Source organism: Pseudarthrobacter sp. CC4 (genome assembly GCF_048957775.1).
GTDB lineage: Bacteria > Actinomycetota > Actinomycetes > Actinomycetales > Micrococcaceae > Arthrobacter.
Genome location: NZ_JARCCZ010000028.1, coordinates 41172 through 62877, shown reverse-complemented (window position 1 = coordinate 62877; position 21706 = coordinate 41172). Strand labels below are relative to the sequence as shown.

At 66.9% G+C, this 21706-nt stretch carries 17 protein-coding genes and 1 pseudogene; 7 read left to right on the top strand and 11 right to left on the bottom strand.

Annotated features, from left to right (window positions below; genetic code table 11):
* Positions 1-226: 226 nt before the first annotated feature.
* From PV768_RS18245 to PV768_RS18210, 8 genes are read right to left on the bottom strand one after another with little or no spacing between them, the layout of a single operon-like run.
* Complete coding sequence (locus tag PV768_RS18245; protein WP_421093769.1) at positions 227-1660, bottom strand: mannitol dehydrogenase family protein; 1434 nt, start codon at positions 1658-1660, stop codon at positions 227-229.
* A complete protein-coding gene (gene uxaC, locus PV768_RS18240) occupies positions 1657-3057 on the bottom strand; it encodes a glucuronate isomerase (protein ID WP_421093768.1) in 1401 nt (466 codons plus the stop codon). The genes PV768_RS18245 and uxaC overlap by 4 nt, the downstream gene beginning before the upstream one ends.
* 4 nt (positions 3058-3061) lie before the next feature.
* Positions 3062-3967, bottom strand: coding sequence for a sugar phosphate isomerase/epimerase family protein (locus PV768_RS18235; protein WP_421093767.1), 906 nt, complete (start codon positions 3965-3967; stop codon positions 3062-3064).
* Between the two features lie 4 nt (positions 3968-3971).
* Complete coding sequence (locus PV768_RS18230) at positions 3972-5138, bottom strand: Gfo/Idh/MocA family protein (protein WP_421093766.1); 1167 nt, start codon at positions 5136-5138, stop codon at positions 3972-3974.
* The gene (locus PV768_RS18225) at positions 5135-5983 is read right to left on the bottom strand and encodes a sugar phosphate isomerase/epimerase family protein (protein ID WP_157239207.1); all 849 of its coding nucleotides are present in this window, start codon (positions 5981-5983) and stop codon (positions 5135-5137) included. The genes PV768_RS18230 and PV768_RS18225 overlap by 4 nt, the downstream gene beginning before the upstream one ends.
* 2 nt (positions 5984-5985) lie before the next feature.
* A complete protein-coding gene (locus PV768_RS18220) occupies positions 5986-6909 on the bottom strand; it encodes a carbohydrate ABC transporter permease (protein WP_157239209.1) in 924 nt (307 codons plus the stop codon).
* Positions 6906-7919: a carbohydrate ABC transporter permease gene (locus PV768_RS18215; RefSeq protein ID WP_157239211.1), complete on the bottom strand. Its 1014-nt coding sequence runs from the start codon at positions 7917-7919 to the stop codon at positions 6906-6908. Before PV768_RS18215 ends, PV768_RS18220 begins: the two co-directional genes overlap by 4 nt.
* Before the next feature lie 6 nt (positions 7920-7925).
* Positions 7926-9284: an ABC transporter substrate-binding protein gene (locus PV768_RS18210; RefSeq protein WP_197432423.1), complete on the bottom strand. Its 1359-nt coding sequence runs from the start codon at positions 9282-9284 to the stop codon at positions 7926-7928.
* A 202-nt stretch (positions 9285-9486) separates the two neighbouring features.
* Here PV768_RS18210 and PV768_RS18205 point away from each other — a divergent pair, with 202 nt between their 5' ends.
* Complete coding sequence (locus PV768_RS18205) at positions 9487-10539, top strand: LacI family DNA-binding transcriptional regulator (protein WP_421093765.1); 1053 nt, start codon at positions 9487-9489, stop codon at positions 10537-10539.
* Between the two features lie 13 nt (positions 10540-10552).
* Here PV768_RS18205 and PV768_RS18200 read toward each other — a convergent pair whose 3' ends face one another.
* Positions 10553-10897, bottom strand: coding sequence for a hypothetical protein (locus tag PV768_RS18200; protein ID WP_157239215.1), 345 nt, complete (start codon positions 10895-10897; stop codon positions 10553-10555).
* Between the two features lie 165 nt (positions 10898-11062).
* Here PV768_RS18200 and PV768_RS18195 point away from each other — a divergent pair, with 165 nt between their 5' ends.
* Together PV768_RS18195 and PV768_RS18190 are read left to right on the top strand one after the other, a co-directional pair.
* Complete coding sequence (locus tag PV768_RS18195) at positions 11063-11683, top strand: hypothetical protein (protein ID WP_421093764.1); 621 nt, start codon at positions 11063-11065, stop codon at positions 11681-11683.
* A gap of 78 nt (positions 11684-11761) precedes the next feature.
* Positions 11762-12481 (top strand): YcnI family protein, encoded by a 720-nt coding sequence (locus PV768_RS18190; protein WP_421093763.1) that lies wholly within the window; start codon positions 11762-11764, stop codon positions 12479-12481.
* A gap of 107 nt (positions 12482-12588) precedes the next feature.
* Here the strand turns inward: PV768_RS18190 and PV768_RS18185 are convergent, their stop codons facing one another.
* Positions 12589-12816, bottom strand: a complete 228-nt coding sequence (locus PV768_RS18185; protein WP_421093772.1) for a hypothetical protein — start codon at positions 12814-12816, stop codon at positions 12589-12591.
* A gap of 55 nt (positions 12817-12871) precedes the next feature.
* Here PV768_RS18185 and PV768_RS18180 point away from each other — a divergent pair.
* Positions 12872-13222, top strand: a pseudogene (locus tag PV768_RS18180) (DUF4232 domain-containing protein); the annotation flags it as partial.
* A gap of 146 nt (positions 13223-13368) precedes the next feature.
* Here the strand turns inward: PV768_RS18180 and PV768_RS18175 are convergent.
* Positions 13369-13842 (bottom strand): DUF4383 domain-containing protein, encoded by a 474-nt coding sequence (locus PV768_RS18175; protein ID WP_197432425.1) that lies wholly within the window; start codon positions 13840-13842, stop codon positions 13369-13371.
* 168 nt (positions 13843-14010) lie between these two features.
* Between PV768_RS18175 and PV768_RS18170 the strand changes: the two genes are divergently transcribed.
* From PV768_RS18170 to PV768_RS18160, 3 genes are all read left to right on the top strand, one after another.
* Positions 14011-15534 (top strand): FAD-dependent oxidoreductase, encoded by a 1524-nt coding sequence (locus tag PV768_RS18170; protein WP_321215306.1) that lies wholly within the window; start codon positions 14011-14013, stop codon positions 15532-15534.
* A 168-nt stretch (positions 15535-15702) separates the two neighbouring features.
* A complete protein-coding gene (locus PV768_RS18165; protein WP_421093771.1) occupies positions 15703-20862 on the top strand; it encodes an Lhr family ATP-dependent helicase in 5160 nt (1719 codons plus the stop codon).
* Complete coding sequence (locus tag PV768_RS18160; protein WP_321215305.1) at positions 20855-21685, top strand: Fpg/Nei family DNA glycosylase; 831 nt, start codon at positions 20855-20857, stop codon at positions 21683-21685. The genes PV768_RS18165 and PV768_RS18160 overlap by 8 nt, the downstream gene beginning before the upstream one ends.
* The last annotated feature ends 21 nt before the right edge of the window (positions 21686-21706 follow it).

Genomic DNA, 21706 nt, shown 5'->3' with positions numbered 1-21706 from the left:
CGGGAGGGACTGGTCACAAACACATCGGCAGCAATGATTTTCACAACAGATCCAGGCTTTCTTAATCGATGGAGCGGTACTTGGTGGATTGGCAGGGGCTTAGCCGGTGGTTGCCGGCTGTTTGGCGGCCGCGGCATCCGCGGCGCCAGGTTCCGCGGCGGGGCGGCGACAACGGCCCAGTCCCCGAATCTCTCCGGGAACCGGGCAGATGTGCGTGCCTGCACAACTACCGCGGGACAGTCCGCGGCTCAAACGTCCCGCAGAGGCCCTCAACCAGGTCCACTGCGCCGGTGTCCCCGGCGAGGGCAGGATCCACCAAGGACAGGAGGGCACGGATCCGCTCCCTGCCCCGGAGTGAGTTGGCTGCGGCAACCTCGCCCGCGAGCGGATCCTGGACCGCGCCGCCGGCCGTGTAGTCCATCCACGCAGCGATCATCAGCGCGGCGGCTGCGCCCGAGCGTCCCGCGGCACGCTCCGCCTGCAAAACGGGGACGGCACGCATGCGCAGCTTGGTGCTGCCGTCCATTGCGATCTGTGCCAGGTGGTGGGCAATCCGGGCATTGCGGAACCGCGCCAGCAGGGCCGCGCGGTAAGCCGGGATCTGCAGGTCGACCCCGTCACCCTCCTGTTCCGTGAGGTTGGTTTCCGCCTCGTCCCAAAAGCTCTCCACGGCCTGCAGGCAGCGCGGGTCCGCCAAGGCCTCCGCGACGGTGGTATGGCCACGGAGCTGGCCGGCGTAGGCGAGGAGGGAGTGCGCCCCGTTCAGGAGCCAGAGTTTGCGGTTCTCATAGGGTTCGATGTGGTCCACGAAGACCGCGCCGGCATCTTCCCAGTGCGGACGCCCGGCGGGAAAGTCCCCGCTGAGCACCCAGTTGGCGAAGGGCTCGGCCACCACCGGAGAGGTGTCGCGATACCCGCAGGCGGCCTGGACGGCCGCGATGTCGGCGTCAGTGGTGCGCGGTGTAATCCGGTCCACCGAGGTGCTGACGAAGCTGACGTTGGCATCGATCCATCCGGCCAGGTCGGCATCCCAGGCCTCGGCCATGCCCGTGACGGCATGGTGTGCAATGGTGCCGTTGTTGGCGAGATTGTCGCAGCAGACCACAGCGAGCGGTCCCGCAGAAGCAGCCCGGCGGGCGGCGAGGGCGAACACGAGGCGGCCCAGCGGCGTCGTCGGTTGGCCCTTGCCGGAGGAGAGCACGGCAAGGTCGGCAGCTACGCCAGGCGCGGTGAGGTCCAGCCGGCCGCCGGAACCGATGCCGTAGGCGGCTTCCGTGATCGTCAGGGTGATGACGGCGGTACCGGGGGCGGCCACCAGATCCGCCAGGCGCTGCACGTCGGCGCCGTCCACGGCCTCCACAATGCTGCCGACGACGGTGTAGGAGTCGCCGTCGTCAGCACGTTCCACCAGGGTGAACAGGCCGTCCTGCTCAGCGAGGGCCAGAGCAGCATCGGGACGGCGGCCGGTGAAGGCTGCGATGCCCCAGTCCGGGGCATCGGACGCCTGCTGCGTGTACCAGGCCTGGTGGGAGCGGTGGAAGGCGCCCAGGCCAAGGTGGACAATCCGCACTGGAGCCTTGGCTAACTGGTGCAGGCGGCGGTTCAACTGCGGAAGGTCCCCGGCGGCGGACCCTGGTTGTGGTGGCAGTTCAATGCTCACAGCTTGAAGACCCTCCTCGGCGAACCGTCAACGATGTCCACGATCAGTTCGCGGGCGCGCTCTTCGCTGATGCGGTGCTCGGCTACCAGGCGTGCCAGGAAGGCCGACTCGATCCGGCGTGACGTGTCGTGGCGTGCCGGGATGGAGCAGAAAGCCCTTGTGTCGTCGATGAATCCCGAGGAGCGCGAGAAACCGGCAGTTTCCGTGACGGCGGACCGGAACCGCAGCATCGCATCCGGCGCATCCAGGAACCACCACGGGGCGCCGATGTAGACGGACGGGTAGAACCCCGCCAGCGGCGCCAGCTCCCGCGAGAACACGGTCTCGTCCAGGGTGAACAGCACCAGGTGGAAGTCCTTGGCCGTGCCGAAGTCCTGGAGCAGGGGCCGGATGGCCTCGGTGTAGTTGATCGCGAACGGAATATCGTGGCCCGTGTCCGCGCCAAATGATTCGAACGTGGGCCCGTGGTGGTTGCGGTACGAACCCGGGTGGATGGTCATGACCAGCCCGTCCTCCACCGACATCCGTGCCATCTCGTAGATCATGTGGGCTTCGAAAGCGTCGCGGTCCTCCGGACGCGCGTTCCCCGCACGCGCCCGTTCGAACAGCCGTTCCGCGTCGGAGCGGTCCAGCTTAAGGGTGGCCGGCGTACGGACGCCGTGGTCGGCGGATACCGCCCCGTTTTCGACGAAGTGGCGCCGCCGAGATTCCAGCGCGCTGATGTAGCCGGCGTACCCCGAACCGCCTCCACCGGCAGCGATGAGCCGCTCCACATTGTCCTGCCAGGCCGGATGGGCAATGTTGAGGTACTGGTCCGGCCTGAAGGTGGGCAGGACACGGCTGGCGAAGGCCGGGTCCTTGGCCAGGGCCGCGTGACTGTCCAGTGTGTCCAGCGGATCGTCGGTGGTGGCGAGCACCTCGATGTTGAATTCCTTGAACAGCTGCCGGGGCCTGAAGCCTGGTTCGGCAAGCTTGGCCGAGATCGCGTCGTAGATCCTGTCGGCGTTTTCGGCGGTGGGCTCCTCATGCAAACCGAACACGTGCTCGAATTCCTGCCGGATCCAGTACCCCGAGGCCGTGCCCTCAAATTGCGGCCACGCGGCACAAAAGTTGCGCCAGACCTGCCGGGAGCCTGCAGCGGAGCCGCCAAGGCCCAGCTGGTCCATTGGGACGCCGCCGGCATGGATCAAGCGGGTCACATAGTGGTCCGGGGTGACCAGGAGCGCGGCGGGATCCGGAAAGGGCAGGTTCTGTTCGATGACGGCGGCATCAACGTGTCCGTGCGGGGAGATGATCGGGAGGCCGGCCACGAGGCTGTAGAGCGAACGGGCAATCTCCCGAACGCCGGGGTCTGCGGGCAGGAGCCGGTCGGGGTGGGCTGCCATTGAATGTGCCATGGCGTCAACGCGCCCCGGCCCCTGCGGTGAGCCCGGCGAGGGCCGCCGTACGCCGCAGGTAGTCGAGATTGCCGGCAGTACGTTCGGCAAGGGGCAACTCCGTGGAGAAGTCTTCCACCGTGACCCACCCGTCATAGCCATGGGCCGCGAGCGCCTTGAAGTATTCGAGGACGCTTCCCTGTCCGGACTGCAGCGGTGCCCATTCGTTGCTGAACACGGCGGCACCTGATTCGTCCGTTGCGTCCTGGCGGACCCAGACGGCGTTCTTGACATGGATGTGTGCCAGGTATTCGCCCAGCAGTTCGAAGGCCGGAAGGAAGTCTTCCTGGCCTTCGATCAGCAGGTTGCCGAGGTCGTGGATGACCCCCACGTGCCGGGGGTCGAGGCCCTCCAGCAGGCGCCGCGCCGAGGACGCGGATGCGGTAATGGTGCGGTGGTGCAGTTCCACCAGTGCCTTGACGCCATGGTGGGCGGCCCGTTCAGCCACCCACTCGAAGTCACGGCGGGCTGCCTCAAACAGGGCAGGATAAGGAATCCCGCTCGGTCCTTCGTTACCCCACGCCGCCGTTCCCAGCGGAAGCGTGGTGACGCGGACCTGGCCCGCGCCCAAGGCGGCCGTAGCTGCCAGCATGCGCTCGACGTCGTCGTGGTTGTCACAGCGCGCATAGCCGCCGATTCCGGAGAACTCCAGCCCGGCGTCGCGGGTAATGGTTGCCACCCGCCCAAGGTTGTCTTCGAGTCCGGTGAGCGGGATCGTCGCTTTGTTGCCGGCCCAGAAACCTGGCTCGGGCGCCTCCGCCTGGTCCGTGATCCGCCACTCGATGCCGTCCCAGCCCTGGCCCGAAAGGTGGCTCACGGCTTCCTCGGGGGTCCAGTCCGGCGTGGAGGCTGTAAATACTGAAAATTTCATCGCTTCAGGCGCTTTCTGTCGCAGTGGAGCCCGTGCGGACCTCCAGGTCGTTGTACTTGCCGGCCAGGACGTCGTCGAAAAGGACCGCCTGGTTGAGCGTGGCGGACACATAGACGGCCCGCACGGCGGCCAGGGCATTGACTGCATCGCTCACAGTGACGCCCGGCTGGCGGCCTTCGGTGATGGCCCCGAGGATGTCGCGGTACTGGCGGATGTGTCCGGCCGGGTACACCGTGGGGTCCTTGGCCTCGTAATCCTCTGCCGGGTACTTGGCGAGTTCTTCCCGCGCCTGGTTGCCGCCGCCCTGAAGCCCCATATCCGCCGAAGGGCCGCCGGCGTCCTTGGCGTGGAAGTAGTGCAGCTGGTCGTTGTCCACCACTGCGGAGCCTTCGGAGCCCATCAGCTGTACCCGCACTGTCAGGCCCGGGTATGCGGCGGTGGTGGCATGCAGTACTGCCAGGCCGCCGTTTTCGAACGTCACGGTAGCTACGGCGGTGTCCTCCACCTCGATGCGTTCGTGTGCCAGGCGGGCCGTGTGCGCGTGGATCTCAACCGGGCGGCCCATGAACCACAGCAGCAGGTCAACCGTGTGGACGCCCTGGTTCATCAAGGCGCCACCGCCGTCCATTGACCAGGTGCCGCGCCAGTCACCGGAATCGTAATAGCCCTGCCCGCGCCACCAGGCAACAGAAGCGATGGCGGACGTCAGCCGGCCGAACCGGCCTTTTGCCACGGCATCGGCAACCGCAACGCTGGCCTGGTCAAAGCGGTGCTGGCTGATGACGGAAGCGACTACCCCGCGGCGTGCGGCTTCATTCGCTGCCGCCTCGATCTCCTGGGCGCGGCTCAGGTCCACGTCGAGGGGCTTTTCGATGACAACGTGCTTCCCGGCAGCCAGGACTTCGAGGCCCTGCTGGATGTGCAGGCCGCTGGGGGTGGCCAGCGCCACCAGGTCGATGTCTGCGGCGGCGAAGGCGTCCGCAAGGGACGCGTGCACGGAGGGCCTGGGGCGTCCGCTCTTTTCGATGAAGTCCGCAAGGGTAACAGCGGCGTCCGGGACCGCATCCACCAGCGCCACAATGCTGGCGCCGGGGAACTCCTTCAGGGCAACCGCGTGGGTCCGCCCAATGACGCCGCAACCCGTGATGGCAACCTTCAACGTCTCACTCATACTGTCTGCACTCCTGCTTCCGCTGTGACTTTTGCAAAGGCCCGGGCAGCAATACCGAATGCCGTGGGACCGGAGAATCCGCCAAGGCCGTGGGCCCCGGCAAGATGCGGCTCCAGGGAGGCGAAGCCGGTGAAACCGTCAGCCTTCAGCGCTTCAACGGTGCGCAGCAGGTCGCCGTCGCCTTCCCCTGCGGGGACCACATGTCCGTTGGAGAACAGGGCGTCCTTGACCTGGAGGTATTCCAGGTGCGGGCGCAGCTTCGCGTAGGCCTCGTCAAAGGGCTTCACGCCCACCTGCACGAAGTTGGCTGCGTCCCACGCCACTTTCAGCGCCGGTGAGTTCACGCTTTCGATGATGTCCAGCACGCGGTCGGGAACGTCCCCGAAGATGTCTTTTTCATTTTCGTGCAGCAGGACCACGCCCTCTTCCTCGGCAACAGCGGCGAGCGCCCTCATCCGCTCGATGACCGCGTCACGGATGCTGTCCACCGGAACGGATTCGCCGTAGTAGAAGGAGAAGATCCGGATGTACTTGGCACCCAGGACTTTGGCAGCATTGGCTGCCCGCCGCAGCCGCTCCACTTCGTGTTCAACGGGGAGGCTGACGTCCACCTTGCCGATCGGCGAGGCAATCGCGGAAACCTGCATGCCCTTTTCCTTGAGCAGCCCCGCGAGTGCCGCGAGCTGGTCATCGGACAGGTCCACGATGTTGGTGCCCCACGCGCTGCGCACTTCGATGTAACTGGCACCGAGTGCCTGCAGCACCGCGATCTGCACCGCGGGGTCGTCGTCGATTTCGTCGCCGAATCCGGACAGGGCCCACGAGACCTGGGTGGCTGGAACCATGGTTATTTAACTCCTCCGGCGGTAAGTCCGCCCACTAGATAACGCTGGAAAATCAGGTAAAGAATGACCACGGGGGCGGCACATACGAGGGCCGCAGCCATCATCTGGCCGTAGAACGGGATGGCGCCGCCTTCCTGGGACGCACCGAAGATCTGCAGTGCCACAGCCGCGGTCTGGCTTTCGGGCCGGGTCATGACGGAAGCGAACAGGACGTCGTTCCAGCCGAGCAGGAAGGCGAAGATGCCGGACACCACGATGCCGGGCCAGCTCAGCGGCAGGATGATCCTGAACAGGACACCCACGTTGCTGGCGCCGTCGATCCTGGCTGCTTCCTCAAGTTCCCGGGGAAGCCCGCGCAGGTAGGTCACCATGACCCAGGTGGAGAACGGCATGGCGAACGTCAGGTAGGTGACAAAGAGTCCCCACTGGGTTCCGATGACCTGGATTCCCAAGTAGGTGGCGGCCGAAGAGAACAGGACGAACACGGGCAGCACCATCAGGGTTCCCGGCACAGACTGCAGTGCAAGGAGGCCGCGCAGGATGGTGAGGCGGCCCCGGAAGCTGTAGCGGACCAGGACGAACGCGGTTGAGACGGACAACGCTGCCGAAACAACGGCTGTTGCGCCTGCCACGAGGACGCTGTTGGCAAGTCCGGTAGCCAGTCCCACGCTGGTCCAGATCTTCGAGTAGTTCTCCAGGGTGAAGCTTGACGGCCAGAACTCTCCGTTGGCCACGCCGATGTCCGAGTTAACGGACGCAAGGAAGATGTAGAAAACGGGGATCAGGACGAGGGCACCGAGGAACACGAGAATGATGGTGAGCAAAGGCCCCGGGAGCAGCCGCAGGACTTCGTGCTGTTTCTTCGATCCCGGACGTGGAATGTCCGCGGTGGCCTGACTCCGCCGGGTGGCAGTGGAGATGCTCATTTCTTGGCTCCAGGTGACTCGGCGTCGTCGAGCTTGACGGCGCGCAGGTAGACAAACAGCGGAATGGCGATCAGGACCAGGGAAACGAAAGCCATGGCAGCGCTCAGCCCGAAACGGAAGCTTTGGAAGCTGGTGACGTACGTAAGGATCGGGAGCACTTCCACGTCGGCCGGGGCCGGAACTCCAAAGAGGACATAGGGAAGCGTGAAGTTGTTGATGTGGTGCAGCATGCCGATCAGGAAAGCGAGGGAGAGCGGCCCCTTGAGGTAGGGGAAAATGACGTAGCGCAGTTTGTTCCACCACAGTGCGCCGTCCAGGGCTGAGGCCTCATGGACCTCATGGTCCACGGACTGCAGCCCGGAGAGTGCGAGCAGGTAGATGAAGGGCCAGGAGGCCCAAATCTGGACCAGGACCAGCGTCCAGAAGGTCTGCGGCCCGTTCAGCCACAGGCCGGCCTCGATGCCGACAGTCCCCAAGGCCTTGTCCACGATGCCGTCCGGCTGGAACATGGTGCGCCAGACGGTCGCCACCACGAACGACGGAAGCACGTAGGGGATCAGGAAGATGGACCGGATCACGGCCCGCCCCTTGAACGCGTTCTGTGTGGCGACGGCGGCAGCTATGCCCAGCGGAAGGGTCACGACCATTGCCAGCAGCGAGTAGCTGACGCTCAGCCAGGTGGCGTGGAGGAGGGGTGAAGACGTCAGTGCTTCGACGAAGTTTTCGACGCCGATGAAGGGCGAACTGATCCACTTGCGGAGTGTGTACTGGTCCAGGTTGAGGGTGGACATGAAGATGCCCAGCAACAGCGGCACGACGATGATGATGATCATCAGTACCCCGCCCGGGATCAGCATCCACAGTGGGCGGTTTCGTTCGCTGAGGCCTTTGCGGCGCGGGCTCTTCTGCCCGCCCGGCTCTGCGCCGGCGGTGTCAGCGGCTGAGCGGGCCGCCCGGCTTGCGGCGGACTCCGCCGCAAGCCGGACTTCGTTGGATGCGTCAGTTGACATCACAATTTATCCTTTGGAGGCCCGGTCCAGGGAGGCCTGGCCCTTGCTCTGGGAGTCCTTGATCCGTGCTTCAAGGGCAGAACTGTCCACCTTGCCGGCGGCAAGGTCAGGGACGGACTGGACCGTGACGTTCAGCAGGCCCAGCTGGATGTCGCCCCAGGCTCCGGTGAACGGCGTCGCCTTGGACTTCGCGGCTGCGTCGGTGATGGGCTTGAGCTTCGCATTTCCGCCCAGCTCCTCCAGGGCCTCGGCGTTGGCCGGCAGGTCGCCGAAGATCTTCTGGTAGTTCAGCTGTTCCTCTTTTGAGGTGATGAGTTTGATGTACGCGAAGGCCAGGTCCTTCTGCTTCGAGTAGTCCGCTACCACGAGGTTGTCGCCGGACAGGATGCTCGCTGCGTCCTCGTTCTTGGAGCTGGACTCGCCCGGAGGCGTTGTGGGCATCAGTGCGTACTCGTACTTGCCCGCAACGGCCGACTTCTCAAGGGTGGGAAGGGAGCTTGAGGTGGTCATCATCAGGTAACCGGCCTTGCCGCTGGCAAAGGCCGCGACTGCGTTGCTGTTGCTCCAACCCACGGAAGCCGGGTCAACGATCTTGTCCTCTGTCAGCCAGCCGAAGTAGGTTTCGTAGGCCTTCTTGACGGTGGGGTCGTCGAGCTTGAGCTTGTTGCCGTCCACGATCGGGTTGCCGGCCTGGACGGACATCGCCCAGATGAACTTCCAGGGGTCGTAATTGTCCTTGTAGCCGGTGGCCAGGCCGTAGGTGCCGTCCTTGGTCATCTTCTTCGCCTGCTCCGCAAGCTCATCCCACGAAGTGGCCGGCTTTTCGATTCCGGCGGCGGCCAGCAGTTCCTTGTTGTACGCCATCACGAAGGGGCGGCTGACGAACGGAATGCCGGCCTGGTGCTCCTCGTCCGGCCCGGAGATCCCCAGGGCAGCCTTGTTGAACCGTTCCTTGCCTCCCACCTTCTTCCAGTCGTCGTCGGACAGGGTGACAAATGCCTTGGTGGCGAAGGCAGTCGGCGTGAAGGTGGTGCCCAATCCGTAGATGTCCGGGCCCTGCCCCGATACCACTGAGGTCTGGATGCGGGTCAGTTCATCGTTGGCCGAGGCAAAGGTCTCGAACTTCACGTCGGCGCCGGTTTCAGCCTTGAATTTTGCCGCGATGTCGCTCTGCCACTGCTTCTGCTGTTCCGGGTATTGGCTCAAGACACCGACGAGGACGTTGAGGGTCTTGCCCGTTCCGTCCACCTTTCCGTCCGCGCTGGTGGACGAATCAGTAGTGCCGGAGCCGCCGCCGCAGCCGGTCAATGCCAATGCCGCAGCCGTAACGATAGCCGCGAGCCCGGAAGACGATTTAAACCTCATTGTTTTCTCCTCTTGGACACCCACATGGCCACAACGTCAAGTGGCGCACATCACTGCAGGCGATTCGAAACCCAGTCTAGGGAGCGGCAACACATGCGGCAAGCGGTTGCCAAAAGTTGCCAAAAGATGTTTCCATTGAGGTACGGCCACTCCACCGCGGATGAAGGACCGGGCGCCTTCTCGGCACGAAAGGATTGGGCCAATGACTGCAACAACGCCGGGAGCTCGCACGGAGGGGGCACTGGAGGGCCGCGCGGGCGCGGAAAAACTCCCAACAATCCGGGACGTCGCCCAACTCGCGGGGGTGGCCACATCAACGGTTTCGCGGGCCCTCTCCAAGCCGGACCGGGTCAACCGCCACACCAGGGAACGCATCGAAGCAGCGGCCGCTCAGCTGAACTACGTGCCCAGCTCACAGGCACAGGGACTCAGTTCAGGGCGCACCAACGCCGTCGCCGTCCTGGTGCCGGACATTACCAACCCGTTCTACTTCGACATCATCCGGGGCACCCAGCACCAGCTCAAGGCTGCGGGGTATACGCAGTTACTGGTAGATACCGAGGAGTCCAATGAAATGGAGCTTGAAGCGCTCCACAAAATGCGGCGGTCTGCTGACGGGTTCATCCTTGCAGCCTCCCGTTTGACTGATGCGCAACTGGCCGAGGTCTCCGAGACCCAGCCGCTGGTGACAATCAACCGGGCGTCCACCAGCGCTCCAACGGTTGTCATCGACACGCCCTCCGCGATCATCCAGGCCCTGGAGCACCTGGCGTCCCTGGGCCACCACCGCGTCTGCTACGTCAGCGGCCCGCCAACATCCTGGTCCAACCGGGCACGGTGGACAGTCTTTGAGGAGGAGTCATCCAAACGCGGCATGGAAACCCACCGCATTGGCCCCTACACGCCCAAAACAACCTCGGGCGCAGCCGCGGCAGACGCGGCCGTGCGCACCGGCGCCACGGCGTGCATCGTGTTCAATGACCTCCTTGCCATCGGAATGCTCCAACGGCTTCGCGAGCGCGGAATCCGCGTACCGGAGGACATCAGCATCGTCGGCTCGGATGACATCTTCGGCGCAGATTTTTGCAACCCCCCGCTGACCACCATTTCCAGTCCCATCGAGCAGGCCGGCCGGGTGGCTGTATCCATGCTGCTTTCCCAGCTGAATCCTGTTCCAGGCCGCTCGAGCCGGCAGCTTGCCGTGATGCCCACGCACCTCACGGTGCGGGCATCCACGGGGCCTGCTCGGGCTTGATCCCGGCTGCCTGCTACAGCCGGTCCGTCTTGTCCTCGCCCTTGTGGCCCGCTCCGCGCAGGTTTTCCTGCACCTTGCCGAAAAGGTCCTTGATGGTGGACTCAGCGTTCGTGATGACGTCCACGGGCACATAAACGTCGTGGGTAAGCGGCAGGTCGTATTCATCCTTCAGGTGCGTGCCGTTTCCGACCCCCGTCAGGGACAGGTAGACCATCGCCTCCGTGCGGGCGATTCCCGCGAGCTTTCCAAAGACGATGGTGAACTCGTTGGGCTGGAAGCTGATCGTCTGGCCGATGTGGCTGCGGCCAAGTTCACCAGCGGGAACAACCTTTTCTGACTGGCTTCCGGTGTAGTCCATGAACTTCTCCTCAACATCGCCAACAGTTACGCAGGCAGTCTAACCCGGCCCTGAAGAGGCGGTACATGGCCGCCGCTCAGGGCTGCACCTCCCCTGCCGCCACAGGCGCGGGCAGGCCCCGGATACAATTTGTACGACTGACTTCAGGCCGGAAGGGGACCATCCGTGGATGCGCTTCGTACCCGCGTCCCCTTCCACTTCCTCCGGTCTTCAGCCATGGCGACCGCCATCCTGACCCTTGCCGCCGGAGCACACCTGGCGGGCGGCGGCGCGTTGCCGGCCCCCACCGTCATGCTGGCAGTGCTGGCATTGACTGCACTCGGCAGCACCACAGCCACCCGCCTGCGGTTGGGTTTCCCCGCCGTCATGGCGCTCCTGGGTGCCGGGCAGCTGGCGCTGCATGAGGTCTTTGGTGCCTTCAGCATCCCCGCAGCCGCCGCCGAATCCGGCGCCAAGGCAGCTCACGGCAGCCACCTGGCCGGAACCGCTGCGCTGCCGCTGGACCACATCTCGGGGGCCGGGGCAGCGTCCGGCCCGCTGATGCTTGCGGCCCACATCCTGGCGACGCTGGGGTCCGCGCTCCTTCTCGCCAAGGGCGAGGACGCACTGTGGGCGCTTGCTGCCTGGCTTCGGCCCCTCGCGGCGCTCCCCCGGCCGGCAGCGTGCGACGGCGGCGCCGCGCCTTTGTTTCCTTTCGCACCTTTCGCCGTGCCGCTGCGTCCCTGGCGCAACCTTCGGCAGGACAGCCGGCGCGGCCCGCCTTCCGCCGTCGCGCTTTCCTCCTGACCCCGCCGGATCCTTCCGGCGCGAACCCCGAAAACCTACGCACCCCGGCCGTTCCGGCGTGCGCCAGAAAGGCAACCCATGAACACCCCATTCCTTCGCCGTGCCCTGAAAACTTCCGCCGCAACCGGAGGTGCTGCCATGCTCCTGCTGGCGGCCGCGGGCGGTGCCGCCGCACATGTCGGCGTAACGCCGGACAAGACCTCGGCCAACTCCTACGCCCTGCTCACCTTCGCGGTCCCCCACGGCTGCGACGGATCGGGTACCACCAAGGTGGCCATCACGCTCCCTGCGGAGCTGAATGATGCCCAGCCCACCGTCAACCCCAACTGGACGGCGGAGAAGGTGACCGAGCAGCTCGCCGAGCCCAGGAAGCTCGCCGACGGCTCCTCAATCACCAAGCGGACCAGCCAGGTGGTCTACACAGCCAAAACACCCCTGGAGCACCAGCTCCGGGACACTCTGGTCCTTTCCGTGAAACTCCCCGACGCGGCGGGAACAACGCTGTATTTCCCCACCCTCCAGACCTGCGAGGCGGGGCAGACCGACTGGTCCGAGATCGCGAAGGACGGCCAGGACCCGCACTCCCTGAAGGCTCCCGCGCCGTCGGTCACCATCACCGAGGCGGCCGGCGCCGGCGGCCCCGGGACGGAGCACGCCGCAGCAGTCGCCGACGGCGGCGCAGCGGCAGGTGCAGATGGCGGTGCCGACGCGCGCAGCTGGGCGGGCCTGGCGGCGGGAGTCGGCGGGCTGGTGCTGGGCGGCGCGGCGTTCGTCCGGAGCGCTGCACGGCGCAAGTAGTCCGCCTTGATGCCCGGATCATCACGATCCGGGCATCAAAATGCCGTGCGGCCTCGTGGCGTCGTTGACGCGGGCTCCTGCTGCGGCGAAGGTGGTGCCATGAGGTCTCAGCGAATTTTCCAGGGGTTGGTCATTTCCACGGCTGCCGCGTCGGCGGCATTGATGCTTAGTGCCTGCAGTCCGGGCCAGTCGCAGGCACAGACGACTCCGCCGGCAGGCAGCTCAGCCAGCCCGGACGCAACGTCCGCTGCTCCCACGACGTCGGCACCGCCGTCGTCGTCCGGCACGCCCACCGGCTCAGAGACCGCGGCGCCGGGGGCACCTGCCCGCTGCAAGGCGGCAGGGCTTACGGCTGCTACCGATGCGTCGGGGGGCGGGGCCGCCGGCAGTGTCTACATGAAGCTCAACCTCACCAACACCGGCGCAGAACCGTGCATCCTCCAGGGCTTTGCCGGCGTCTCCCTGGCAGCGGATGGCGCCGGTGCCCCCATCGGCGCGCCCGCCACCCGCGATGAAACCACCGCACCGGCCGACGTCCTCCTGGCACCCGGCCAGACCGGCTCCGCCGTGCTGCGCTACACCCAGGCCGGAAACTACCCGGACTGCGCCATGGTGGACGCCGCCGGCTACCGGATCTACCCGCCCGAGGACACCGAATCCCTGTTCCTGGCCCAGCCCACGCGCGCCTGCAGCAACGCCGAAATCACGCTGCTGACCATCGGGCCGTTCCAGCCGGCCTGACCTTCCCCCCGGAAACAGTCCAAGGAAAACTGCAGGCGGTCCGGCGAGTGCCGGGCCGCCTGCAGCTGTCTGTGCTGTGTTGCTGACATGCGTGGTTGCTGACATGCGTGGTTGCTGACGTGCGTGGTTGCTGACGTGCGTGGTGCTTACCTGGTGGCAGTGGTGGGGCGTCCCGCGCGGGCGGTACCCCGTGACAGGGCGACTCCCAGGCCAACCATGGCCACGCCAAGGACGAAGTGCAGCCAGTCGTCCGCGGTGTTCACCGGGACAAAGTTCGCAGCGGTGTCCTTGCCGATCAGCAGGCCGTAGATCCAGAGGACCAAGTAGATGGCACCGCCTCCCACCAGGTAATTCCTGGACTGCACGGCGCTGCGGGCCATCGCGATGCCGGCCGCGCCGAAGAGCACGTGGACAATGTTGTGCAGCACCGACACCTGGAAAATCCCCAGCAGCAGCGCTTCCGAACCATGTCCGGCGAAACCCAGGGCCTGGTAGTTGGTGGTGACGCCTGGAATGAACCCCAGGAGGCCCACTAAGAAGAAGACTGCACCCACCGCAAGGGCTGTCTTTTGAATGTTGGTCCGGTCCACCGCGCGACCGTCGGAACTCATGCTGGTCATGATCTCTCCTGTTTGCCGTTATGTTCACACCGTGGCTGCCGGGCTGCCGCCTGACCATAGACTTAAACCCCGACATCATAAGTATACTTAGTAAACAGATTGGGATTCATAACAGACCCATCACAAATGGCCCACCAGGACCTGGAGCAAAAGGCAGGCTGAGCAGGCATGACGTCGATTTGGTTGGATCGGGCGGACACTTTCACAACGGACCCGTTCGAACCCGGAAGCAGCTATGACACCGTGGTGGCAGGCGCCGGACTCACCGGCCTCGTCACGGCACTCCTCCTGGCCCGCTCGGGGCAGAAAGTGCTCGTCCTGGAGGCCAGGTACCCCGGCGCAGTCACCACAGGAAACACCACCGCCAAAGTGTCCCTGCTCCAGGGGACCTTCCTGTCACAGCTCGCCCGCCAGTACTCGCGGAAGCAGGTGCAGGCATATGTGGACGGCAACCGCGAAGGCCAGGCCTGGCTCCTGCGCTACCTCGACGAGAACGGAGTGCCGTACCAGCGGAGGGACGCCTACACCTACGCCGCGTCCCCCCAGGGCACGGAAAAGCTCCGCGAAGAGGTCAGTGCCGGCACCACCGCCGGGCTGGACATGGAATACGTGCGCGACGCCGGACTGCCGTTTGCCGTTCACGGCGCCGTGCGCCTGGCGGACCAGGCACAGATCAACCCGATGGAGGTGCTGGACGTCCTGGTGTCCGACCTTCGCAGCCGGGGCGGATCGGTCGTGGGCGGCGTGCGGCTCCGGGATGTCACGGGCGCCGGACCCGCCACGGTCCACACAGCCCAGGGCAACGTCACCGCCAACCAGGTGGTGCTGGCCACCGGCATCCCGGTGCTGGACCGCGGCCTGTACTTCGCCAAGCTCACACCCAGCCGCTCCTACGCGGCGGCGCTGCAGCTGCAGGAGGACCAGGCGCCTCCACCGGGAATGTACCTCTCAGTGGAACAACCCACCCATTCGCTGCGGGACTATGAGGCCGACGGCCGGCGGCTGCTGCTGGTGGGCGGGCACGGACACCATGTGGGCAGGGCCAGGTCCGAGAAACACCACCTGGGCAGCCTCCTCGACTGGGCCGTGCGGCATTACCCCGGCGCGGTTGCCACCCATACCTGGTCCGCGCAGGATTACCTGCCAACCAACCTCATGCCCTTCTTCGGCAAGTTCCCCCGCGGCAAAGGCCATATCTACTTCGGTACCGGCTACAACAAGTGGGGCATGACCAACGCGGTGGCCGCCGCCGTCGGAATTTCCGCTGACATCCTGGGCGGGAACGTGCCATGGGCGAACACCATCCACCACCGCGTTACCGCACCCTCCGGCGCCCTGTCCGCCGTCGCCCTAAATGCGGGAGTAGCAGCCAAGCTGGCCTCCGGCTGGGGACAGGTGGCTGCCCAGGGCCTGCGGAGGGACAAAAGCCAGCCTGCTGAGCCCGCGCCGGTGGTTCCGGCCGAAGGCGAGGGCAAGGTTTACCGCGAGGGACCCAAACCAGTGGCCGTGTCCACCGTTGCCGGCACCACGTGCAGGCTGTCCGCCGTCTGCACCCACCTCGGCGGGATCCTGCACTGGAATGACAGCGAGCTGACGTGGGACTGCCCACTGCACGGCTCCCGTTTCAGCAGCGACGGGAAGCTCCTGGAAGGGCCCGCCACCAAGGACCTTCCGGCCGCAGGAAAGGCTTGAGCCAGGCATCGGGGAGGCCTGCGGCAAGGCCGGAGCACGGCCGGCATCAGTGTCGGTGGCTTGGGGCATGATGGAGGCATGATCCAGGAACAGGGCCCCCAAACTGGAAACACCAATGGCGGGACTGCCGGCGGGAATGCCGGCGGGAATGCCGGCGGCGCCGCCGCCATGGCACAGTTCAGCCGGCCCACCAGGGACTGGTTCCTCGGCGCCTTCCCAGGGCCGACGCCCGCACAGGAGGGCGCGTGGCGGGCGATTTCCTCAGGTTCGCACGCCCTGGTGGTGGCTCCTACCGGTTCGGGTAAGACCCTTGCCGCTTTCCTCTGGGCGCTGGACCGGCTGCTCATCGCCTCCACCGAAGAAACGGAGGCTGCCGAGCGCCATGCCGCCGCATCCGGCGCTGCCGCTGCCACGGGCGAAAAGGCCCCCGCCAAAGGCAAGCGGATACGGGCCCCCAAGCGCAAGACCCGAGTCCTCTACATCTCGCCGCTGAAAGCCCTTGGCGTGGACGTCGAACGGAACCTCCGCTCGCCGCTGATCGGCATCACCCAGACCGCCAAGCGGCTCGGCCTGCCGGCACCGCTGACCACCGTGGGCGTGCGCTCGGGGGATACTACTGCCGCGGACCGCCGGACGCTGCTGACCAGCCCGCCGGACATCCTCATCACCACCCCGGAATCGCTGTTCCTGATGCTGACCTCCAGGGCACGGGAAACGCTGGCCGAAGTGGACACCATCATCATCGATGAAGTCCACGCGGTGGCCGGGACTAAACGCGGCGCCCACCTGGCCGTCTCACTCGAACGGCTGGATGCCTTGCTGCCCAAGCCGGCGCAGCGCATCGGCCTGTCCGCCACGGTGGAACCCAAGGAGCTCGTGGCGCAGTTCCTCGCAGGTTCGGCACCGGTGGAAATCGTGGCCCCGCCCGCCAAGAAGAACTGGGACCTCACAGTCTCGGTTCCCGTGGAGGACATGTCCGACCTCCAGGGCGCTGCCGGCGCTTTTGACTCGGGCCCGGCCTCCGGACTGCAGCCGCAGGCATCCATCTGGCCGCATGTGGAAGAGAAGATCGTGGACCTGGTGCTCGCCAACCAGTCCACGATCGTCTTTGCCAACTCCCGCCGGCTGTCCGAGCGGCTCACGGCACGGCTCAACGAGATTTACGCTGAGCGGCAGCTGGTGGCCGTGGGCGGCGGCTGGGATGATCCGGTCCCCCCACCGGCGGCGTCAGGGATTCCCGCCTCCACGGCCACGCCCGCGCACATGATGGCGCAGGCGGGAAGCTCGGCGGGCGCGGATCCGGTGCTGGCGCGCGCGCACCACGGCTCGGTTTCCAAGGACCAGCGTGCGCTCATTGAGGACGACCTGAAGTCCGGGCGGCTGCGGTGCGTGGTGGCCACCTCGTCCCTGGAACTGGGCATCGACATGGGTGCCGTGGACCTGGTGGTGCAGGTGGAATCGCCGCCGTCCGTTGCCAGCGGCCTGCAGCGGGTGGGCCGCGCCGGCCACCAGGTGGGCGAAGTCTCCCAGGGTGTCCTCTTCCCAAAGCACCGTGCCGACCTCGTCCACACAGCCATCACCGTGGAGCGGATGCTGGCCGGCAAGATCGAGCGCCTCAGCATCCCCGCCAATCCCCTGGACATCCTGGCCCAGCAGACCGTCGCTGCCGCCGCCCTTGGCAGCATCGACGTTGAGGAATGGTTCGCCACCGTGCGGCGCTCCGCCCCTTTCGCGTCCCTCCCCCGCTCCGCCTTCGAAGCCACCCTTGACCTGCTGGCCGGCCGCTACCCGTCGGACGAGTTCGCCGAGCTTCGTCCCAGGATCATCTGGGACCGCAACGCGGGCACCATCGAGGGCAGGCCGGGGGCTCAGCGCCTGGCCGTGACCTCCGGCGGAACCATCCCGGACCGTGGCCTCTTCGGCGTGTACATCATCGGCACCGAAGTGGAAGGTGCCGCATCCCCTTCTGCTGACGGCAAGCCGGCGCCCGCGCCAAAGGGAGGACGGCGCGTTGGAGAGCTGGACGAGGAAATGGTGTACGAGTCCCGGGTGGGGGACGTCTTTGCCCTGGGCGCGACGAGCTGGAAAATCGAGGACATCACGCACGACCGCGTGCTTGTCTCCCCGGCCTTTGGCCAGCCGGGCAAGCTTCCCTTCTGGAAGGGCGATTCCCTGGGCCGGCCTGTGGACCTGGGGCGCGCCCTCGGCGCGTTCGTCCGCGAACTGTCAGCCTCCGACGTCGGCCCTGCCACCGAGCGCTGCGAGGCAAGCGGCCTGGATGCCTTCGCGGCAAACAACCTGATCCAATACCTCAAAGAGCAGAAACTGGCCACCGAGGTTGTACCGAACGACACCACGCTGGTGGTGGAGCGGTTCCACGACGAGCTGGGCGACTGGCGGGTGATCCTGCACAGCCCCTTCGGCATGCCCGTGCACGCGCCCTGGGCCCTCGCCGTCGGGCAGCGGCTCCACCAGCGCTATGGGATGGACGGCTCCGCCATGGCCGCCGACGACGGGATCGTGCTTCGGGTGCCCATGATGGAGGATGAGCCGCCGGGAGCGGAGCTGTTCCTGTTCGACCCCGAGGAGCTGGAACAGATCGTCACCGCCGAGGTGGGCGGCAGCGCGCTCTTCGCGTCGCGGTTCCGGGAGTGTGCTGCCCGTGCCCTGTTGCTGCCGCGGCAGACTCCCGGCAAGCGGCAGCCACTGTGGCAGCAGCGGCAGCGCTCCGCGCAGCTGCTCGATGTTGCACGGAAGTACCCGACTTTCCCCATCGTGCTGGAAACCGTCCGTGAATGCCTGCAGGACGTTTACGACCTTCCCGCTTTGAAGGACATCGCGGCGTCGGTGGAGCGGCGCGAGCTGAGGATTGTCCAAACCACCACCTCCCAGCCCTCGCCGTTCGCCAAGTCCCTCCTGTTCGGGTACGTGGCACAGTTCCTCTACGAGGGCGACTCCCCGCTGGCTGAGCGCCGGGCTGCCGCACTCGCCCTCGACTCCACGCTCCTCAACGAGCTGCTGGGGCGGGTGGAACTGCGCGAACTGCTGGATCCCAAGGTCATCGAGGCCACCGAGCGCGAGCTCCAGCGGCTGGCCCAGGACCGGCGGGTGCGGGGAATGGAGGGCGCCGCCGACCTGCTGCGGCTCCTTGGCCCCCTGGCACCGGAGGAAGTAGCCGCCCGGCTGGAACCGGCCGCGGCGGTGGAATCTGCACCGGTGGTTGAGCCTGCCGGCGTGGTTGATCCTGCCGGCGTGGTTGAGCCTGCCGAAACCGGGCGCACCCACACGGAGCCCACCCACGCAGAGCCCACCAACACAGAGCCCACCAACACAGAGCCCACCAACACAGAGCCCACCAACACAGAGCCCACCAACACAGATCCCACCAACACCGCGCACGCCCAACCCGCAGAAGCCGCTGCCCACCTCACCGCCCTGCAGCGGGCCAACCGCGCCATCAAGGTAAACATCGGCGGCGTGGAACGGTTTGCCGCCGTTGAAGACGCCGCGCGGCTCCGCGACGCCATTGGCGTTCCGCTGCCCATGGGCGTCCCGCTCGCCTTCATCGAGCCCGTGGCGGACCCCCTCGGCGACCTTGTTTCGCGCTACGCCCGCACGCATGGACCCTTCACCGCCGCCGAGGCCGCAGCGCGGCTGGGCCTGGGTGTGGCAGTCGTCAGCACGGCCCTGAAGCGCCTGGCCGCGGACGGGCGCGTGGTGGAGGGCGAGTTCCGGCCGCATGCCGCACAGCCGGAAGCCCCCCGGGAGGGCGGGGTCGGCGGCGAAGCCGCTCCCGCCGATGGCGTGGAACCTGGTGTGGTGGACCCGGGCCCCCCGCCGGCAGGTGACCTGCCCTCGCCGCACCTGCCCCTCCATGCTGCCGTCAGCGAATGGTGCGACGCCGAGGTCCTGCGGAAGCTCCGCCGTCGTTCGCTGGCGGCCCTCCGCGCGGAAGTGGAACCAGTGGACGCGGCAGCCTACGGGCGCTTCCTCCCCGCCTGGCAGCATGTCCGCACGCCAGGCGGTGGCCGCGGCCAGCCCTCGCTGCGGGGCCTGGACGGCATCATCACGGCCGTTGACCAGCTCTCCGGAATTCCTGTTCCGGCATCCGCGTGGGAGCCGCTCATCCTCGCCAGCAGGGTGTCCAACTACCAGCCGGCCATGCTGGACGAGCTCATGGCCGCCGGGGAAATCCTTTGGTCCGGCGCAGGCGCCCTGCCCGGGAATGACGGCTGGATCAGCCTTCACCTCGCCGACTCCGCGGAACTGACCCTGAGCCCCGCAGTCGAGTACGAACCCGGTGATGCCCAGCAGCGGCTGCTGGACCACCTGCGGAACAACGGCGGCGGCTACTTCTTCCGGCAACTGACGGACGTCGCCGGCGGCATGGACTCCGTGCTCAGCGACCAGGAAGTGGTCGCGGCGCTCTGGGACCTGGCCTGGGCAGGCCGGATCACCGGGGACACCTTCGCCCCGGTCCGCGCCCTGATTGCCGGTGGACATACAGCGCATCGGCAGGTGGCACGGGCACCGCGGGCCAGGGCTCCGCGGCTCAGCAGGCTGGGCCGTTCCCACGGAAGCGGGCTCGTGGGCTCGCCGGGACTGGCGGGCGGGCGTTATGGCGCCTTGGCCGGGGCGGCCGCAACTCCCCCGATGGCTGCCGGCCGCTGGTCCGCCCTTCCGCAGCCGGAGCTGGACGCCACCATCCACGCCCGCGCCACTGCCGAACTCCTGCTGGACCGCTACGGGGTGGTCACCAGGGGATCCGTGATGGCGGAACAGATCCTGGGCGGCTTCGGCCTGATGTACAAAGTCCTGGCCAGGCTGGAGGAGGCAGGGCGCTGCCGCCGCGGCTACTTCATTGAGCACCTGGGCGCGGCCCAATTCGCCGTTCCGGCCACTGTTGACCGGCTGCGCTCGTACTCAGAGGACAGCCAGCTCGCCAAGCCCGAGCCGGTTGCCCTTGCCCTGGCCGCCACGGACCCGGCCAACCCGTACGGTGCAGCCCTCCCCTGGCCCGCCCTCCAGGACGACGCCGGCACCGGGCACCGTCCGGGGCGGAAAGCCGGCGCCCTGGTGGTGCTGGTGGATGGGGCGCTGGTCCTGTACGTGGAGAGGGGCGGGAAGACCCTGCTGGCTTTCAGCGGCGATGATGCCGTGCTGGCGGCGGCAGGCGCAGCCCTGGTGGGCGTGGTGACCCGCGGGGCCGTGGACAAACTCATCATGGAGAAGGTCAACGGCCACGGCATCCTGGACACCCCGGTGGCTGCAGCCCTCAGCTCCGCCGGCGCCTACTCCACCCCGAAGGGGCTGAGGATCCGTGCCTGAGGGCGACTCCGTCTGGCGTGCAGCCAACCAGCTGCACCAGGCACTGGCAGGGCAGACACTGCTTGGCTCCGATTTCCGCGTTCCGCGCTTCGCCACGCTGAACCTTGCCGGCTGGACCGTGGCCGAGGTAGTCGCGCGCGGCAAGCACCTGCTGATGCGCGTGGTGGGACCGGACGACAAGAGGCTCACCATCCATTCCCACCTGAAGATGGAAGGGACCTGGCAGGTCTACCCGCCCGGGGGGAAGTGGCGGAAACCAGGCTACACGGCCCGTTGCGTGCTGCGGACCGCGGCTGCGGACGCCGTCGGATTCTCGCTGGGCATCGTGGAAGTGGTGGCCACCGCAAGCGAGGATTCCATCGTGGGATTCCTGGGCCCGGACCTGCTGGGCCCGGACTGGGACCCGGACGAAGCAGAACGGCGGATCCGCTCCGCCCCGGACGTCCCCGTGGGCGTGGCCCTCCTGGACCAGAGGAACCTTGCCGGGATCGGCAACATCTACCGGTGCGAGGCGTGCTTCCTCTCCGGGGTGCACCCCGCCTCGCCGGTGTCCTCGGTGGCGGACCTGCGGACCCTCATGACCGACGCCAAGCAGCTCCTGGAAGTCAACCTGGGCCCCGGCCGCCGGGTCACCATCCTCAACGCCAGGGGCCTGCCGGTGGGCAGGATGGCGGGGCGGCCCGGCTACTGGGTGTACCGCAGGGAACACCAGGCCTGCCTCAAGTGCGGAACACCCATCCGGCGCGGGGTGCTGGGCAAGCTGAACGGCGACGAGGAACGGGACATCTACTTCTGCCCCACATGCCAGCCCCTGTTGGCCTAGGATTCCCCGCCCCCGCCTGCC

Coding starts and splice junctions, on each gene's coding strand:
- PV768_RS18230 (WP_421093766.1), bottom strand. CDS start 5,138: ATGAGTGAGACGTTGAAGGTTGCCATCACGGGTTGCGGCGTCATTGGG.
- PV768_RS18170 (WP_321215306.1), top strand. CDS start 14,011: ATGACGTCGATTTGGTTGGATCGGGCGGACACTTTCACAACGGACCCG.
- PV768_RS18215 (WP_157239211.1), bottom strand. CDS start 7,919: ATGTCAACTGACGCATCCAACGAAGTCCGGCTTGCGGCGGAGTCCGCC.
- PV768_RS18190 (WP_421093763.1), top strand. CDS start 11,762: ATGAACACCCCATTCCTTCGCCGTGCCCTGAAAACTTCCGCCGCAACC.
- PV768_RS18235 (WP_421093767.1), bottom strand. CDS start 3,967: ATGAAATTTTCAGTATTTACAGCCTCCACGCCGGACTGGACCCCCGAG.
- PV768_RS18225 (WP_157239207.1), bottom strand. CDS start 5,983: ATGGTTCCAGCCACCCAGGTCTCGTGGGCCCTGTCCGGATTCGGCGAC.
- PV768_RS18165 (WP_421093771.1), top strand. CDS start 15,703: ATGGCACAGTTCAGCCGGCCCACCAGGGACTGGTTCCTCGGCGCCTTC.
- uxaC (WP_421093768.1), bottom strand. CDS start 3,057: ATGGCACATTCAATGGCAGCCCACCCCGACCGGCTCCTGCCCGCAGAC.
- PV768_RS18210 (WP_197432423.1), bottom strand. CDS start 9,284: ATGAGGTTTAAATCGTCTTCCGGGCTCGCGGCTATCGTTACGGCTGCG.
- PV768_RS18205 (WP_421093765.1), top strand. CDS start 9,487: ATGACTGCAACAACGCCGGGAGCTCGCACGGAGGGGGCACTGGAGGGC.
- PV768_RS18220 (WP_157239209.1), bottom strand. CDS start 6,909: ATGAGCATCTCCACTGCCACCCGGCGGAGTCAGGCCACCGCGGACATT.
- PV768_RS18175 (WP_197432425.1), bottom strand. CDS start 13,842: ATGACCAGCATGAGTTCCGACGGTCGCGCGGTGGACCGGACCAACATT.
- PV768_RS18200 (WP_157239215.1), bottom strand. CDS start 10,897: ATGGACTACACCGGAAGCCAGTCAGAAAAGGTTGTTCCCGCTGGTGAA.